This window comes from Neisseria sicca, assembly GCF_003044565.1.
Taxonomy (GTDB): Bacteria; Pseudomonadota; Gammaproteobacteria; order Burkholderiales; family Neisseriaceae; genus Neisseria; species Neisseria sicca_A.
In genome coordinates, this window is record NZ_POXG01000001.1 from 488,823 (window position 1) to 504,290 (window position 15,468).

Consider the following 15,468-nt stretch of genomic DNA (forward strand, 5'->3'; position numbering starts at 1 on the left):
AGTCAATTCCCTACCAATCCACTCAACTATCTGCCCGAAATCTGTTAAAATACCGACCTATCCTAATAAATACAGCATCAAAAGGCACACAATCATGGCTCTTTTGCAGATTTCCGAACCCGGCATGTCCGCCGCTCCGCATCAACACCGCCTCGCCGTCGGCATCGACTTGGGTACGACCAACAGCCTGGTTGCCACCGTCCGCAGCGGCAGCCCGGTTTGTCTGACCGATATGGACGGGCGCACCACCCTGCCCTCCGTCGTCCGCTACGGCGAAGACGATGCCGTCGAAGTCGGCAAAACCGCTCTCTCCGCCCAAAAAACCGACCCACTGAACACCATCAGCTCCGCCAAACGCCTGATTGGCCGCACGCTTGCCGACCTCGCGCAGGACGCGCAATACCTGCCCTACCGGTTTACACCCAACGAGCGCGTGGTTGAGTTGAACACCCGTCAAGGTGCCAAAACGCCTATCGAAGTGTCATCTGAAATCCTCAAAGCCCTCAAATTGCGCGCCGAAGAAACTTTAGGCGGCGATTTGGTCGGCGCCGTCATTACCGTTCCCGCCTATTTCGACGATGCCCAACGCCAAGCCACCAAAGATGCCGCGCGTTTGGCGGGCTTGAACGTATTGCGTCTGCTCAACGAGCCGACCGCCGCCGCGATTGCCTACGGTCTGGACAACGCCTCGGAAGGCACGTTTGTCGTTTACGACTTGGGCGGCGGTACATTCGACGTATCCGTATTGCAACTGACCAAAGGGCTGTTTGAAGTCAAAGCCACCGGCGGCAACAGCGCATTGGGCGGCGACGATTTCGACCACCGCCTGTTCTGCCACCTGCTTGAGCAAAACGACCTTTCCAAACTCAACGAGCGCGACAGCCAGCTTCTGCTTTCCCTTGTCCGCACCGCCAAAGAACAACTGACCAACCAAACCGAAGCCGTCGTCGAAGCCACGCTTTCAGACGGCCGCAAAATCCATACCGTCATTACCCGCCAAGAATTTCACCACCTGACGCAAAATCTGGTGCAAAAAACCATAGAGCCGGTGAAACAAGCCTTGAAAGACGCGGGCGTGACCAAAGCCGACATCAAAGGCGTGATTATGGTCGGCGGCTCCACCCGTATGCTGCATGTCCAACAAGCGGTCGCCACCTTCTTCGGACAAACCCCGCTGAACAACCTCAACCCCGACGAAGTCGTCGCGCTCGGCGCCGCCATACAGGCAAACGTCCTCGCCGGCAACAAAACCGACGGCGAATGGCTGCTGCTGGACGTTACCCCCTTGTCGCTCGGTTTGGAAACCTACGGCGGACTCGCCGAAAAAATCATCCCGCGCAATTCCACCATCCCCACCGCGCGCGCGCAGGACTTTACCACCTTCAAAGACGGTCAGACCGCCATGACGATACACGTCGTACAAGGCGAGCGCGAACTCGTTTCCGACTGCCGCAGCCTTGCCAAATTCACCCTGCGCGGCATTCCGCCCATGGCCGCAGGCGCGGCGCGTATCCGCGTTACCTTCCAAGTTGACGCCGACGGCTTGCTGTCCGTTTCCGCACAAGAACAAAGCACCGGCGTACAGGCGCAAATCGAAGTCAAACCTTCCTACGGCTTGGACGACGACACCATCACCCAAATGCTCAAAGACAGCATGAGTAACGCCGCTGAAGACATGGCGGCACGCGCCCGCGCCGAAGCCGTGGTCGAAGCAGAAAGCCTGACCGACGCCGTCAACGCCGCCCTTGAGTTGGATAGCGATTTGCTGGATGCCGAAGAATTGCAACAAATCCAGCAAGACATCGCCGATTTGCAAGGTCGTCTGAAAAACGGCAACGCCGAAGACATCCGCGCCGCCGTCGCCAAACTCAGCCGCAGCACCGACAACTTCGCCGCCAAACGCATGAACCGCAACATCCAACGAGCGCTGACAGGGCAAAGTGTGGACGATATTTGACGGCAAACAGTTTCAGACGACCTCGAAAGACACAAAGGTCGTCTGAAAAAATTCAAACACTATTTTTCAGACGACCCCATCCCATGCAAAACCCTTCCATCCCCCAAGACTGGAACGTTTATTTCAGCCGCATTGGCGACGCACCCGCCGCCTTACGCATCAACCTTGCCTTAATCGAAGTCGCGCCGCTGGCAGAGTATCCGCAGCATGTGCGCATCAGCATGAAATTGGAACAAACCAACGAACACGGCTTCCCGACGCCTGAAGAAAGCGAAGCGGTTTACGACATCGAAGACCAAATCGACCGACTGGCGGGCAACAACAACATTCCCGCAGGCATAGTCACCACAAACGGCGCGGCAAATTGGCATTTTTACAGCCGCGATGCCGAAACCTTCGCCCAAGCCTGCCGTAACTTGCTGACACAAAACGACCGCGTTTGCGACATCACAATCAGCGAAGATGCCGAATGGTCGTTTTATCAAGAATTCCTGTATCCGGACAGCTACGAGTTGCAAGCCATCCGCAACGAACAGGTTTTACGCCGTTTCCGACAAGACGGCGACCGCCTCGATAAGCCCCGCCCCATCGACCACTGGCTGTTTTTCCACACCGAAGCAGACCTGAACGCCGCAGCCGCCAAAGTCGGCACATTAGGCTATACCGTCAGCGACAGCGGCCGCATCGAGCAGGAAGAAGACTACCCGAGCTACCGCCTGCAACTTTCCAAAAACGCCCCGCTCACCGACATCGACAACGACACATGGGAGTTGATCGATATCGCCCACGAAAACAACGGCGACTACGACGGCTGGGGCAGCATATTAGTCCAATAAAACATCAGGACGTCTGAAAACACACCGGCAGCCCCGTTCAGACGACCCGCATCCACTTTGACCTTAGGAGAATCCCATGAGCGAATCCATTGTTTACGGTATCGATCAGGAAAATGAACTCATGAACCGCGCCTTCGAACAGGCACGTTCCACATTCAAATATTTCTGGCGCGAGCTGTATTGGGAAAACCGCCGCATCATACCCGCCTTGGATTTTGCCATGGTCAAAGTACCTTTTTTCCAAGACAGCGAAGACGGCGAAATTTGCGAACATATGTGGATAAACGACATCTACTTCGACGGCCTCCACATTTTCGGCACGCTGGTCAACGAACCCAACGACCTGACCAATGTAGAACAAGGCGAAAGCGTTTGCGTTCCGGTTGACGATATCAGCGACTGGATGTTCCTGTGTAACGGCATCCCCTACGGCGGCTTCACCGTACAGGCAGTCCGCATCCAAATGACGCCGCAAGAGCGCGCAGAACACGATGCTGCATGGGGAATCGACTTTGGCGATCCCGAAGAAGTCTTGCTGGTTTACGAAGAAAAAGAACACCCCGAAAATCTGGACGAACATCCGATGTGCCGAAACTGTCTGGACGACTTCCGCCAACAGCTGGCACAAAACCCGGATTACCTGCGCGAGCAAGACGAAGACGGCTACACACCGCTCCATCACGAAGCCATCGCAGGCAACGCGCCCCTGGTCAAAGCCATGCTCGAATTGGGTGCAGACCCGGCCGCCACCACGCAAGAAGGACTGACCGCCCTAGACTTTGCCCGCCTTATGGACTGGCAAAACGTCATCGAGATACTCGAACCACGCCACTAAACCATAGGTCGTCTGAAAAAAGAAAAGAAAAATGTCCGATCGATTTCGACTAATCATACCGACAATACTGAAATTCATTTGGGCCCTTGTTTGGCGGCTGACCGTCTCTATTTCGCTCGGAAAGACCGTATCTCATTTTTTACCACACGAACACGAAACTTACACCCAAGGCAGCAAAATAAACGCCTTGTTTCAAATCGCCGTTCGCCCAACTGATGACAGTAGTTGTGCAGTGAAACCATGGAATGAGTTCAATGCCGAGCAGGATAAAGTGTGTACGTACCGCCTTGATCAAAATGATTGCTACGTAAATTCGAAAATTACTTGCAATGTAAAACGTATCAGTACTGAAGAATACGAACTCATTTATACTGACCCCTTCTTCACAGAGGAAAGAACCAGTCATTACCGTATAACTGAAGGTCGTGTAGAACCCTTGTCTTTTACCTTCGACTCATCCTCACGCAGATTTGAAGCAGGACTACTAGCCGGCATCTTCACCCTTCTTCTGACTTTAGTACCGCTACTTTACTGTACGTGGCGACGCCGTAGAAAAATTCAGGCGGCAGCCAAGAAAGCAAGAATGACCGAACAACATAAAGACTGACCATACTCAATGCCGCACACCTTCTTGACCGACAAACAGTCATCAAGATATTTGAACCACCCGACTAAACAAAAGGTCGTCTGAAAACCAAGATACAATTTCAGACGACCTCCAACCCACCAAACATGAGACTTTGGCACCAAACCCTTATCCCGCTACTTCCCCGCGCCCAGCTTCTAGGGCAACACCGCGAATGCGCCGCGCTTCGCGGAGCAGGCTGGGGCAGGCCGCATGCGACGGTGAATTACGTTTTCACCCATTCGCCTGACAAACTCTATCTGTATCACGTGCTGATTATGGAAGAAATGGAAAAACGCGGCTACAAACCCGACCCGCTGTGGAAAGACCCGCTGTATCGCGGCAAAGCGGTTGCCCCTTATGCCGCACACGATACCGAAGCCGCCGATTCGCCGATTTACCCCGAACACGATGATGCTTATCTGGACGAATGTCTGGAAAATTTAAAAAGCAAGGGCATCGTGTTATAGTGGATTAACTTTAAATCAGGACAAGGCGACGAAGCCGCAGACAGTACAGATAGTACGGAACCGATTCACTTGGTGCTTCAGCACCTTAGAGAATCGTTCTCTTTGAGCTAAGGCGAGGCAACGCCGTACTGGTTTAAAGTTAATCCACTATATAAACGGTTTCAGACGACCCCTTCATTACAAAAGGTCGTCTGAAAATTACCCACAAACCCTACCTACTCATTACAAGAGACAATAAAAATGCCCAAAATTACCGTACTCCCACACGCCGTATTATGTCCCGAAGGCGCAGTCATTGAAGACGCACCCGAAGGCAAAACTGTCCTTGACGTACTGCTCGACCACGACATCGAAGTCGATCACGCCTGCGAAAAATCTTGCGCCTGTACCACCTGCCACGTCATCATCCGCAAAGGCTTCGACAGCTTGGAAGAGCCGACCGAATTGGAAGAAGACCTGCTCGACCAGGCATGGGGCTTGGAAGCCGACTCGCGCCTGAGCTGTCAGGCAGTGGTCGCCGAAGAAGATTTGGTGGTGGAAATCCCCAAATACACCATCAACCACGCGCGCGAAGAGCATTGATGCAAAAAGGTCGTCTGAAACGGATCAAGCAATTTTCAGACGACCTCTGCCAAGTTTTGACCAAACAAAAGGTTGTCTGAAAACTGCCTTACCGACCGTTTTCAGACGACCTTCCGTCAAATCGCCATCAAATCATTATTTGGAACGGGGAACAATAAACCTTAAGCGAGATACTTTCATCGAAGCGGTGGTTTGGGCGACGGGATAGCTTTCCACTCTGCCTTTGGCGTTGAGCATACTGAGGCTGCTGCCGCGGCGGGTAATAATGCTCTTAGGCTCGGGCTTCAGCGCAGGCTCGTTTTGTTCGGCCGTTACGGATTTTGGCGGCTCGGGTACATAGCCCGCCAAGCCGAAGCGTTTGATGATTTCGTTTGCAGCATCTGTATAACGCTGTTTCGCTTCTTCGTTTGTCGCCACCATATCGTCAAGCGCGACAGACAAGTCGTTGCCGCAGCCGACGATGCGTTCCGCAATACGCGAATACACCATCCAGCGTTTCAAACGCAAAGCGCCCGCGTCTTCGCCCGGCGCGGCGGCATCCAAAGCAATCATGCCGTAACGCTTGCCATAGCGGAGGCGCAGCGAGAGCCGATTCAGCCCTTCGCTATCATCCAGCATCTGATAAAGCTCGCGGATGAGCAGCAGCAGGCGGTCGAACACGCCCGCTTTGGCAAGATAATTGGGGTCATCGGAAGCGAGCGCGTAAATAAGTTTGGATAATTTGGCATTGAGTGTGTTATTCATCAATTTCCTCTTATTCATACTGTAATGGATTACTTTAAGAACCATTCCATATGATTTGGTTGCATGACAAAATGTAAATTTTTCTAAGTGAAAGTCAGCAAAATGTTTTAAGCGTCTGAAATGAAAATATTACATGGGAAAATACCATGTGCGATTTCGGAAGCATTTGGCATTGCAGACAAGCGCTTACCCAAGCCGCCCATTGCCCTGTATGCCTTACCATTGCGTCAAACAGTTGCACAAAAGGCTGCCGCTCGGTTTATAGAAGCATTAAAATACCCGTACCACTGAACCCGAATCAAAAATTCGGACACTCCCAAAGGAACGACATCATGAAATGGACAGACACCCAACGCATCGCCGAAGAACTCTACGACCTGCACGGAGACAGCATCGACCCGAAAACCGTTCGCTTCACCCAGTTGCGCGACCTGATTATGGCGCTTCCTGACTTCGACGACGATCCCGCACGCTGCGGCGAGCGCATCCTCGAAGCCGTGCAACAGGCATGGATTGAAGAGACTGAGTGAAGCTGTATCATTTGCAAGCTAAAGACAAAGACGTCGTCTGAAAACTTTTCAGACGACGTTTTAACGGACTTAGAGCCAGTTCGAATGCAAAACATCTTGTCTTTGCCGCTGTTCAAGTGAAATACCGGACATTGAAAGTTATTTAATTTCAAAACATTCCCACATCTCTGACTAGGCATTCTCTCTCCAACCTATCCTCATATAAATTTGAATAGAGACAACAGCATCTATATTAAAATAATTCATAAACTTTCTGAAAATTTTGAATTTGACTCATACACAAGGCAAATTTATCATACCAGCCTGAAAACGTTTAAAAAAGACAACCGAGGTACACAGCCAATGAGTTACGCAAAAGAAATCAATGCGTTAAACAACAGCCTTTCCGACTTGAAAGGCGACATCAACGTTTCGTTCGAATTTTTCCCGCCGAAAAACGAACAAATGGAAACCATGCTGTGGGACTCCATCCATCGCCTGCAAACCCTGCATCCCAAGTTCGTATCCGTAACCTACGGCGCAAACTCCGGCGAACGCGACCGTACGCATAGCATCGTCAAACGCATCCAACAGGAAACCGGCTTGGAAGCCGCGCCGCACCTGACCGGCATCGACGCTTCTCCCGACGAATTGCGCCAAATCGCCAAAGACTATTGGGACAGCGGCATCCGCCGTATTGTCGCCCTGCGCGGCGACGAGCCGCCCGGTTATGAGAAAAAACCGTTTTACGCCGAAGACTTGGTCAAGCTCCTGCGCTCCGTCGCCGACTTCGACATCTCCGTAGCGGCATACCCCGAAGTGCATCCCGAAGCGAAATCCGCACAAGCCGACCTGATCAATCTGAAGCGCAAAATCGATGCGGGTGCAAACCACGTCATCACCCAATTCTTCTTTGACGTAGAACGCTACCTGCGCTTCCGCGACCGCTGCGTGATGCTGGGCATCGACGTCGAAATCGTTCCCGGCATCCTGCCTGTGACCAACTTCAAGCAGCTCGGCAAAATGGCGCAAGTGACCAACGTCAAAATCCCGAAATGGCTGTCGCAAATGTATGAAGGCTTGGACGACGACCAAGCTACGCGCAATCTGGTTGCGGCAAGTATCGCCATCGACATGGTCAAAGTCCTGTCCCGCGAAGGCGTGAAAGATTTCCACTTCTACACGCTCAACCGCAGCGAGCTGACTTACGCCATCTGCCATATTTTAGGCGTGCGTCCCTAAAGCCGTATAAAACGGTTTCAGACGACCCCAAAGGTCGTCTGAAAAACAAAACGCCGCCCCATCCGCCCTATTCTGATTTACAATACCGACCGATTCGGATTGAACCGGTCCTTACAAAATCCAACTGGAGAGTTCAACATGACAACATTACATTTCTCAGGCTTCCCGCGTGTCGGTGCCTTCCGTGAATTGAAATTCGCCCAAGAAAAATACTGGCGCAAAGAAATCAGCGAACAAGAGCTGCTCGACGTTGCCAAAGACTTGCGCGAGAAGAACTGGAAACACCAAGCTGCCGCCAACGCCGATTTCGTTGCCGTAGGCGATTTCACTTTCTACGACCACATCCTCGACCTGCAAGTCGCTACCGGCGCAATTCCCGCCCGTTTCGGCTTCGACAGCCAAAACCTGTCTTTGGAACAATTCTTCCAACTGGCTCGTGGTAACAAAGACCAATTCGCCATCGAAATGACCAAATGGTTCGACACCAACTATCACTACTTGGTGCCTGAATTCCACGCCGATACCGAATTCAAAGCGAACGCCAAACACTACGTTCAACAGCTGAAAGAAGCCCAAGCACTCGGTCTGAAAGCCAAACCGACCATCGTCGGCCCGCTGACTTTCCTGTGGGTAGGTAAAGAAAAAGGCGCAGTCGAATTCGACCGCCTGAGCCTGTTGCAAAAACTGCTGCCCGTTTACGTTGAAATCCTGAACGCTTTGGTTGAAGCCGGCGCCGAATGGATTCAAATCGACGAGCCTGCATTGGCTGTTGACCTGCCTAAAGAATGGGTAGAAGCCTACAAAGACGTTTACGCCACTTTGAGTAAAGTAAACGCCAAAATCCTGTTGAGCACTTACTTCGGTTCTGTTGCCGAACACGCCGCATTGCTGAAAGCCCTGTCCGTTGACGGTCTGCACATCGACTTGGTACGCGCTCCCGAGCAACTGGACGCATTTGCCGACTACGACAAAGTCCTGTCTGCAGGCGTCATTGACGGCCGCAACATCTGGCGCGCCAACCTGAACAAAGTTTTGGAAACTGTCGAGCCTCTGAAAGCCAAACTGGGCGACCGCTTGTGGATTTCCAGCTCTTGCTCGCTGTTGCACACCCCATTTGACTTGTCAGTTGAAGAAAAACTGAAAGCCAACAAACCTGACCTGTACTCTTGGTTGGCATTTACCCTGCAAAAAACCCAAGAATTGCGCGTTCTGAAAGCCGCATTGAACGAAGGTCGTGATTCCGTTGCCGAAGAACTCGCTGCCAGCCAAGCTGCCGCCGATTCACGCGCCAACAGCAGCGAAATCCACCGCGCAGACGTTGCCAAACGCCTGACCGATCTGCCTGCCAACGCAGACCAACGCAAATCACCGTTTGCCGACCGTATCAAAGCGCAACAAGCATGGTTGAACCTGCCTCTGCTGCCGACGACCAACATCGGTTCTTTCCCGCAAACCACCGAAATCCGTCAAGCACGCGCAGCCTTCAAAAAAGGCGAACTGTCTGCCGCCGATTACGAAGCCGCGATGAAAAAAGAAATCGCCTTGGTGGTTGAAGAGCAAGAAAAACTGGACTTGGACGTATTGGTACACGGCGAAGCCGAGCGTAACGACATGGTCGAATACTTCGGCGAATTGTTGAGCGGTTTCGCGTTCACCCAATACGGCTGGGTACAAAGCTACGGCTCACGCTGCGTGAAACCACCGATCATCTTCGGTGACGTAAGCCGTCCTGAAGCCATGACTGTCGCTTGGTCCACTTACGCACAAAGCCTGACCAAACGCCCGATGAAAGGCATGTTGACCGGTCCTGTCACCATTCTGCAATGGTCTTTCGTCCGCAACGACATTCCACGCTCTACCGTGTGCAAACAAATCGCACTGGCTCTGAACGACGAAGTATTGGATTTGGAAAAAGCAGGCATCAAAGTCATCCAAATCGACGAACCTGCCATCCGTGAAGGTCTGCCTTTGAAACGCGCCGATTGGGATGCCTACCTGAACTGGGCAGGCGAATCCTTCCGCCTGTCCTCTACCGGTTGCGAAGACAGCACACAAATCCACACCCATATGTGTTACTCCGAGTTCAACGACATCCTGCCTGCTATCGCAGCTATGGACGCCGACGTGATTACCATCGAGACTTCACGTTCCGACATGGAACTGTTGACCGCGTTCGGCGAATTCAAATACCCGAACGACATCGGTCCGGGCGTTTACGACATCCACAGCCCGCGCGTACCGACAGAAGCCGAAGTGGAACACCTGTTGCGCAAAGCCATCGAAGTCGTACCGGTTGAACGCCTGTGGGTTAACCCGGACTGCGGCCTGAAAACCCGCGGTTGGAAAGAAACTCTGGAACAACTCCAAGTGATGATGAACGTTACCCACAAACTGCGTGCCGAATTGGCAAAATAAGTTTGAAATAGCGTAATCAAAAGGTCGTCTGAAAATTTTCAGACGACCTTTTTACCAACTTAATATTTCATTTTCCTATCGAACTGAACCGCCATAACCTATCCTCCCTATTGTTTTCCCCAATAATCTTTTATGACCAATGGGCAAAATAATTTATTTGGGGTATAATTACTCGCAACTAAATTAAAAACAGCGGCTAACTGTATCTACTACAAACAGCAAAATCCGCATATATTAAACAACACATTACTGCAACAAACAATAAGGATGCACACTATGGGAATCATCAGTCTTATCTTCATCGCCGTAATACTGACCGTTTTACTGCTCAACTTCAAACAAAAATTAGACCGTTGCAAAAAAGATTATCAAGAATCTTTTGTTGCGCTCCGTATCGCCCTAGCATGCCGCCATCAGGCAGTCAGACATGTTTTGGATGCTTCAAAAATTTACCTTGGACGCGAAGATGACAATGTCGACAGCAATTTATTGTCCTCATGTGGCGATGCCGAAGCCGTATTGACCCAAGCATCCAAATCATTTTCACCGGAATCTCTTTCTCGCTTGTGCAACGCAGAAGCAAGCTTGAACAACTCGCTCCGCGCCCTGCAAGAAGTTTTAGAAAAAAGCCTGAAACAACGTCCCGACCAAGGTCTTAAAAGCCAGCTTGAAATGCTGGACGCCGCCGAAACCGATGTTGTATCTGCGCGACGCGCCTACAATCGATCTGCAGAACGCTACAACCGCATGCTGAGAAAAACCATGAGCGGACTTGTTGCCAAAGTATTGGGTTATCACGCAAAAGCCAGCCTGATTAAATTTGAGGACAACAGCGTTCCGCAAATGAGCAAACACTTGATGGCTTGATAAGCGTGGCGCAAATAGATCAGGGTGTGGCATTGTAATCTGATTGTTATTCGAGCGTCACAAACCATAGCAATAGCACAGAATCCATCCATTCTGTGCTTTACTATATTCAAAAATCATTTCCCTTGAACCAACTTGCAGTAGTATAGTGGATTAAATTTAAATCAGGACAAGGCGACGAAGCCGCAGACACTACAGATAGTACGGCAAGGCGAGGCAACGCCGCACTGGTTTAAAGTTAATCCACTATAAAGTAGCAGGAAGTAAACCAACTCCACTACAACCATGATTCAGAATAAACAAAAGGTCGTCTGAACTTTAAAAGTTTTCAGACGACCTTTTTGTTTGTCAAATCCCATAAGTTTCAAATGAATGCAAGACCGTTCATTTTTAACCTGTTGGTTTTCAATATCTCCTATCCTCAAATGGGAAAGCTATCCCAATCCTTCTCTTGAGAAAACACGAAAATTATCAATCAAATTATTGCTTTTTCAAACCCTTGGCTTTAACCGTGGCAATTGTACCGTCGATACCTTTTTGCTTAATCAATTCATTGAATTGATTGCGGTACACCGTTACTAAACTTGTGCCATCCAAACGGAAATTGTAGATTTTATAAGCAGAACCTACCCGATAAAGCTGATACGCCACTTCGTATTTCTTACCACTTTTCGTTTGAATCTCCGAGAACACATCAAATTTATTGCCATTCTCAGTCATTTTAGGCAGCAATTTAACCTTCGCATCGGCAGCGCCAACCAAAGCGGAATGGGAATACATTGAAACCACCATCTCTTTGAATGCCTGAATAAAATCTGTTTTCTGCTGTGCTGAGAAATTGCGCCAAGGCGCGCCGACTGCCAAAGCGGAAATGCGTTCATAATCCAAATAACGGTCGGCATACTGCTGTATTTGTTTGACACGTTGCGGCTCGCTCAGGGAAGTATTGCGCGCAATTTTCAAAACAGTATCGATATTTTGCTGCATCTGCTCTTGTGCAGGATGTGCAGCGGCAACATACGGGGCGGCAAGCACCATAGGTGCAGCCAGTACAAAAGCGGATAAATAGGATGCCATATACGTACCTATTTCTAAAATTTTTAAAGGTCTATTGTAAAACTTTATATTTTAGAAATATTTAACGTAATGTAAAACCGAGAAAGGCAGATAAAAAGGCAGGAACGACCTACATTCGGCTCAATTCCCTTTGCAGGGCTTGGATGTTTTGCTGGCGATCGAGTACCGCGCTTTGCAGGCTGTTGATTTCCTGTTGGTTGACATGACCGCCTTTGGCTACGCGGGCTTGAGCCAGAGATTTTTGCGCTTCACCCAACGCTTTACGTTCGTTGCTCAATTCCGTTTCCAAAATCGAACGGCGGCTAGTGCTGCCGGAGGATTTGGGCGCAGGAGTTGCTGCAACTTCAGGAGCAGGACGGATGGGCGCAGGTGCAGGATTCGCCTTAGCGGTATTTTTAGGGGCAGGTTTTGCGTTACCGGCTCGTTTTGACGGAGCTTCGGCAGCAGCAGACTCGGGCATTTCTAAAGCGGGAGCATCGTAGCGCGTGCTGCTGTATTTGCCGATGGTCGGTAAATCTGCCGAATGGCAGTTTCCAGATGGGCGTGAAGTATAGACAACTTCGCCGTTGACTGTGCAGGTATAGATTTTAGAGGAAGCTTGTGCGCCTGATGCGGCGGCAAACATCAGCAATGAAGCTGCCAATGCGTGAAGTGATTGTTTCATGGTAAGGTCGTAATGTGAAATAAGTAATTGTTCGATAGATATTGCATTCAGCTGTAATAGTATAACAATACCAGCATATTCTCTCAAATAGGACGGCTGACTTTTTTAATTTCAAATCAAACCGCCTTATTTGTTATAGCGAAAATTGCCTCATTCGTTTTCAGACGACGTTTTTGCGGCTTTATCTGATTTTTTGGCGCGTGATTTGGCGTTTTTGCTCTTTGTCTCTTGCTCTTGCGCCTTTTCCCGCGATTTTTCTTTTGAACGCGCCTTCTTGGGCTTGGCTGCCTTTTCTTCGGTATCACTGCTTAATTTGTTGATTTTCAGACGGTATGCACCGCCTTGATGGCTGCTGATTTTGGGCAGGTCTGCGCCTGTGCAGTTTCCCGAAGGTTCGGATGTGTAGGTTTTGCTGTTGCCTGAATGGCAACTGAAGACGGCTGCTGCAGTGTGAAGGGATAAGCCCAAAATGAGGGAGGATGCGACGATAAGTGCCCCTTGCTTGATTCGTGAACGCATGTGTTTTCCGTAGTTTGAGTTTTCAGACGACCTATTTTTGTTTTTATGCAGTTCGACGGTCTGAAATGACCATGCCGAACTGTATTTTTGGCGGCTTCTGAAGGCAGATACGGAAACTCGGGCAACGGGATATTTATAGTTGTGTAAATTCTGCGTCGATTTCCGTCAGGATTTGCTCCAGCTCTTCCTGCCACAAAAGCCAGTTTTCTTCTATTTGTGTTAATTTTACTTTAATTTCTGTTAATTGTGTGAGTGCTTGTTGTAATTTTGTTTTATTTTCGTCCGAATAGGCTTCTTCTTGTGCCAAAAATGCTTCACATGCCGTTTGAATTTCAGAAAGCTGCGCCATTTCTTTTTCGGCTTTGTCGATTTTATGCTGTATCGGTTTGCCTCGTCGGGCTTTTTCTTGACGGATTTGCGCTTCGATACGCTTGGTGTCCTTGCGGTTTTGGCTTTGTGCGGAAGCGGCAGGTGCGGCTGTGGCGTTTTCCTGCGCCAACCGCCATTGACGATAGTCGTTTAAATCGCCGTCAAAGTTTTTCAGACGACCTTTGTCAATCAGGAGGAAACTGTCGGTAGTCGCTTCAAGCAGGCTGCGGTCATGCGACACGACGATTAATGCGCCTTGAAAACTTTGCAACGCAAGTGTCAGGGCGTGGCGCATATCCAAATCCAAATGGTTGGTCGGTTCGTCAAGCAGCAGCAGATTTGGCTTTTGCCAGATAATCATAGCAAGGGCGAGACGGGCTTTTTCTCCGCCGGAAAAAGGTTCGGTTTTCTGCAACGCCATGTCGCCGACAAAGTTGAAGCCGCCGAGGAAATTTCGGATTTCTTGCTCGCGCACTTCGGGAGAAAGCTGCTGAATATGCCAAACAGGGCTTTGGTCGGCGCGGATGGTGTCGAGCTGGTGTTGGGCAAAATAGCCAATATTGAGTTTTTCGGAACGGACGATGCTGCCGGAGAGCAAATCGATTTTGCCTGCCAAGGCTTTGATAAACGTGGATTTACCGCTGCCGTTGACACCCAATAGCCCGTAACGTGCGCCGCTTTCCAGCGACAGGGTAATGTCGTGCAAGACGGTTTTGCCTTCGTAACCCAAATCAGCGTGCTCCAGCTTCAGCAAAGGATTGGGCAGATGGTCGGGATTGTAAAACTCAAAGGAAAACTCGCTGTCCAGATGCGCGGGAGCGATGCGCTCGAGCTTCGCCAACGCCTTCATGCGGCTTTGCGCTTGAACGGCTTTGGTGGCTTTGGCTTTGAAGCGGTCGATAAACGATTGCAGATGTTTGATTTGCGCCTGCTGTTTGACATAGGCGGCTTGTTGCTGCGCGAGACGCTGCGCACGTTCGTTTTGGTAAAAATCGTAATTGCCGCCGTATTGCGTGAGTTTTTGCTGCGACAATTCAATGGTTTGGGTAGTTGCCGCGTTGAGAAAATCGCGGTCGTGGGAAATGATGATTTGCGTGCAGGGTAAAGAAGCAAGGTGGTTTTCCAGCCACAAGACGGTTTCCAAATCCAAGTGGTTGGTCGGTTCGTCAAGCAAGAGCAAATCGGCGCGGCAAATCAGGGCTTGCGCAAGATTCAGGCGCATACGCCAGCCGCCGGAAAAGGATTTGACGGGACGGCTGTGTTCTTCTTGCGAAAAACCCAGTCCGTTCAACAATTTTGCTGCGCGGGCCGGCGCGGTATACGCGTCGATTTCTTCCAATTTAGCATGATATTCCGCCTGCTTCATGCCGTCATTTTGCGCTTCCGCCTGCGCCAAGGTCGTCTGAAAAGCCTGCAACTCGGCATCGCCCTGCAAAACGTAGTCCAACGCGGAGATGTCTAAGTCGGGCGTTTCTTGGGAAACGGAAGCCATCCGCCAATTTTTCGGAATTGAGATATCGCCGCCATCCTGCGTGATTTCACCCTTGATTAAGGCAAACAGGCTGGATTTTCCTGTCCCGTTTTTACCGATCAAACCGACGCGCTGACCGGGATTGACGGTGGCGTTGGCTTTGTCGAGCAGGACTTTCAAACCGCGTTGCAGGGTGAGATTCTTGATTTCAATCATGATGGTAATGGACGGGCGGAAAATGGGAAAGGCGGTATTTTATAGCGAAAACAGCATTATAGTGGATTAA

General features: G+C 50.4%; 15 protein-coding genes. 10 read left to right on the plus strand and 5 right to left on the minus strand.

The annotated features are described in order from the left end of the window. Positions 1 to 94 precede the first annotated feature (94 nt). The 6 genes from hscA (at position 95) to fdx (ending at position 5,305) form a co-directional block, all read left to right on the plus strand. Positions 95 to 1,957: a Fe-S protein assembly chaperone HscA gene (gene hscA, locus DBZ16_RS02605; RefSeq protein ID WP_107812832.1), complete on the plus strand. Its 1,863-nt coding sequence runs from the start codon at positions 95 to 97 to the stop codon at positions 1,955 to 1,957. A gap of 83 nt (positions 1,958 to 2,040) precedes the next feature. Continuing rightward, positions 2,041 to 2,793, plus strand: coding sequence for a DUF695 domain-containing protein (locus DBZ16_RS02610; RefSeq protein ID WP_003777953.1), 753 nt, complete (start codon positions 2,041 to 2,043; stop codon positions 2,791 to 2,793). A 76-nt stretch (positions 2,794 to 2,869) separates the two neighbouring features. Further along, on the plus strand, positions 2,870 to 3,628 hold the full coding sequence (locus tag DBZ16_RS02615) for a DUF2314 domain-containing protein (RefSeq protein WP_107812833.1): 759 nt from the start codon (positions 2,870 to 2,872) through the stop codon (positions 3,626 to 3,628). A 31-nt stretch (positions 3,629 to 3,659) separates the two neighbouring features. Then, positions 3,660 to 4,235, plus strand: a complete 576-nt coding sequence (locus tag DBZ16_RS16285; protein ID WP_240600174.1) for a hypothetical protein — start codon at positions 3,660 to 3,662, stop codon at positions 4,233 to 4,235. Between the two features lie 125 nt (positions 4,236 to 4,360). Next, positions 4,361 to 4,723, plus strand: coding sequence for a TIGR02328 family protein (locus DBZ16_RS02625; protein ID WP_107812834.1), 363 nt, complete (start codon positions 4,361 to 4,363; stop codon positions 4,721 to 4,723). A gap of 240 nt (positions 4,724 to 4,963) precedes the next feature. After that, positions 4,964 to 5,305: an ISC system 2Fe-2S type ferredoxin gene (gene fdx / locus DBZ16_RS02635; RefSeq protein ID WP_107812835.1), complete on the plus strand. Its 342-nt coding sequence runs from the start codon at positions 4,964 to 4,966 to the stop codon at positions 5,303 to 5,305. Between the two features lie 135 nt (positions 5,306 to 5,440). On the opposite strand, the gene DBZ16_RS02640 is transcribed toward fdx, so the two are convergent. Further along, a complete protein-coding gene (locus DBZ16_RS02640) occupies positions 5,441 to 6,049 on the minus strand; it encodes a hypothetical protein (RefSeq protein WP_107812836.1) in 609 nt (202 codons plus the stop codon). 332 nt (positions 6,050 to 6,381) lie between these two features. Between DBZ16_RS02640 and iscX the strand changes: the two genes are divergently transcribed. The 4 genes from iscX (at position 6,382) to DBZ16_RS02660 (ending at position 11,082) form a co-directional block, all read left to right on the plus strand. Next, complete coding sequence (gene iscX / locus DBZ16_RS02645; protein WP_003770429.1) at positions 6,382 to 6,579, plus strand: Fe-S cluster assembly protein IscX; 198 nt, start codon at positions 6,382 to 6,384, stop codon at positions 6,577 to 6,579. Positions 6,580 to 6,921: 342 nt separating this feature from the next. Beyond that, the gene (gene metF, locus DBZ16_RS02650) at positions 6,922 to 7,800 is read left to right on the plus strand and encodes a methylenetetrahydrofolate reductase (RefSeq protein WP_045073345.1); all 879 of its coding nucleotides are present in this window, start codon (positions 6,922 to 6,924) and stop codon (positions 7,798 to 7,800) included. A gap of 138 nt (positions 7,801 to 7,938) precedes the next feature. Next, positions 7,939 to 10,215 carry a 5-methyltetrahydropteroyltriglutamate--homocysteine S-methyltransferase gene (gene metE, locus DBZ16_RS02655; protein WP_107812837.1) on the plus strand — a complete coding sequence of 759 codons (2,277 nt, stop codon included), beginning with the start codon at positions 7,939 to 7,941 and terminating at the stop codon, positions 10,213 to 10,215. A 267-nt stretch (positions 10,216 to 10,482) separates the two neighbouring features. Further along, the gene (locus tag DBZ16_RS02660; RefSeq protein WP_049231164.1) at positions 10,483 to 11,082 is read left to right on the plus strand and encodes a LemA family protein; all 600 of its coding nucleotides are present in this window, start codon (positions 10,483 to 10,485) and stop codon (positions 11,080 to 11,082) included. 480 nt (positions 11,083 to 11,562) lie between these two features. Here DBZ16_RS02660 and DBZ16_RS02665 read toward each other — a convergent pair whose 3' ends face one another. From DBZ16_RS02665 to DBZ16_RS02680, 4 genes are all read right to left on the minus strand, one after another. Beyond that, positions 11,563 to 12,159 (minus strand): MlaC/ttg2D family ABC transporter substrate-binding protein, encoded by a 597-nt coding sequence (locus DBZ16_RS02665; protein WP_107812838.1) that lies wholly within the window; start codon positions 12,157 to 12,159, stop codon positions 11,563 to 11,565. 109 nt (positions 12,160 to 12,268) lie between these two features. Next, entirely contained in the window at positions 12,269 to 12,823 is a 555-nt protein-coding gene (locus DBZ16_RS02670) for a hypothetical protein (RefSeq protein ID WP_167390255.1), read from the minus strand. A 150-nt stretch (positions 12,824 to 12,973) separates the two neighbouring features. After that, positions 12,974 to 13,342: a nucleolar protein gene (locus DBZ16_RS02675; protein WP_070601934.1), complete on the minus strand. Its 369-nt coding sequence runs from the start codon at positions 13,340 to 13,342 to the stop codon at positions 12,974 to 12,976. 133 nt (positions 13,343 to 13,475) lie between these two features. Further along, entirely contained in the window at positions 13,476 to 15,398 is a 1,923-nt protein-coding gene (locus tag DBZ16_RS02680) for an ATP-binding cassette domain-containing protein (RefSeq protein ID WP_107812840.1), read from the minus strand. Between the last annotated feature and the right edge of the window lie 70 nt (positions 15,399 to 15,468).

Bases quoted from the DNA above. Each gene is read 5' to 3' on its own strand.
- hscA (WP_107812832.1), top strand. From the start codon at position 95: ATGGCTCTTTTGCAGATTTCCGAACCCGGCATGTCCGCCGCTCCGCAT.
- DBZ16_RS02610 (WP_003777953.1), top strand. From the start codon at position 2,041: ATGCAAAACCCTTCCATCCCCCAAGACTGGAACGTTTATTTCAGCCGC.
- DBZ16_RS02615 (WP_107812833.1), top strand. From the start codon at position 2,870: ATGAGCGAATCCATTGTTTACGGTATCGATCAGGAAAATGAACTCATG.
- DBZ16_RS16285 (WP_240600174.1), top strand. From the start codon at position 3,660: ATGTCCGATCGATTTCGACTAATCATACCGACAATACTGAAATTCATT.
- DBZ16_RS02625 (WP_107812834.1), top strand. From the start codon at position 4,361: ATGAGACTTTGGCACCAAACCCTTATCCCGCTACTTCCCCGCGCCCAG.
- fdx (WP_107812835.1), top strand. From the start codon at position 4,964: ATGCCCAAAATTACCGTACTCCCACACGCCGTATTATGTCCCGAAGGC.
- DBZ16_RS02640 (WP_107812836.1), bottom strand. From the start codon at position 6,049: ATGAATAACACACTCAATGCCAAATTATCCAAACTTATTTACGCGCTC.
- iscX (WP_003770429.1), top strand. From the start codon at position 6,382: ATGAAATGGACAGACACCCAACGCATCGCCGAAGAACTCTACGACCTG.
- metF (WP_045073345.1), top strand. From the start codon at position 6,922: ATGAGTTACGCAAAAGAAATCAATGCGTTAAACAACAGCCTTTCCGAC.
- metE (WP_107812837.1), top strand. From the start codon at position 7,939: ATGACAACATTACATTTCTCAGGCTTCCCGCGTGTCGGTGCCTTCCGT.
- DBZ16_RS02660 (WP_049231164.1), top strand. From the start codon at position 10,483: ATGCACACTATGGGAATCATCAGTCTTATCTTCATCGCCGTAATACTG.
- DBZ16_RS02665 (WP_107812838.1), bottom strand. From the start codon at position 12,159: ATGGCATCCTATTTATCCGCTTTTGTACTGGCTGCACCTATGGTGCTT.
- DBZ16_RS02670 (WP_167390255.1), bottom strand. From the start codon at position 12,823: ATGAAACAATCACTTCACGCATTGGCAGCTTCATTGCTGATGTTTGCC.
- DBZ16_RS02675 (WP_070601934.1), bottom strand. From the start codon at position 13,342: ATGCGTTCACGAATCAAGCAAGGGGCACTTATCGTCGCATCCTCCCTC.
- DBZ16_RS02680 (WP_107812840.1), bottom strand. From the start codon at position 15,398: ATGATTGAAATCAAGAATCTCACCCTGCAACGCGGTTTGAAAGTCCTG.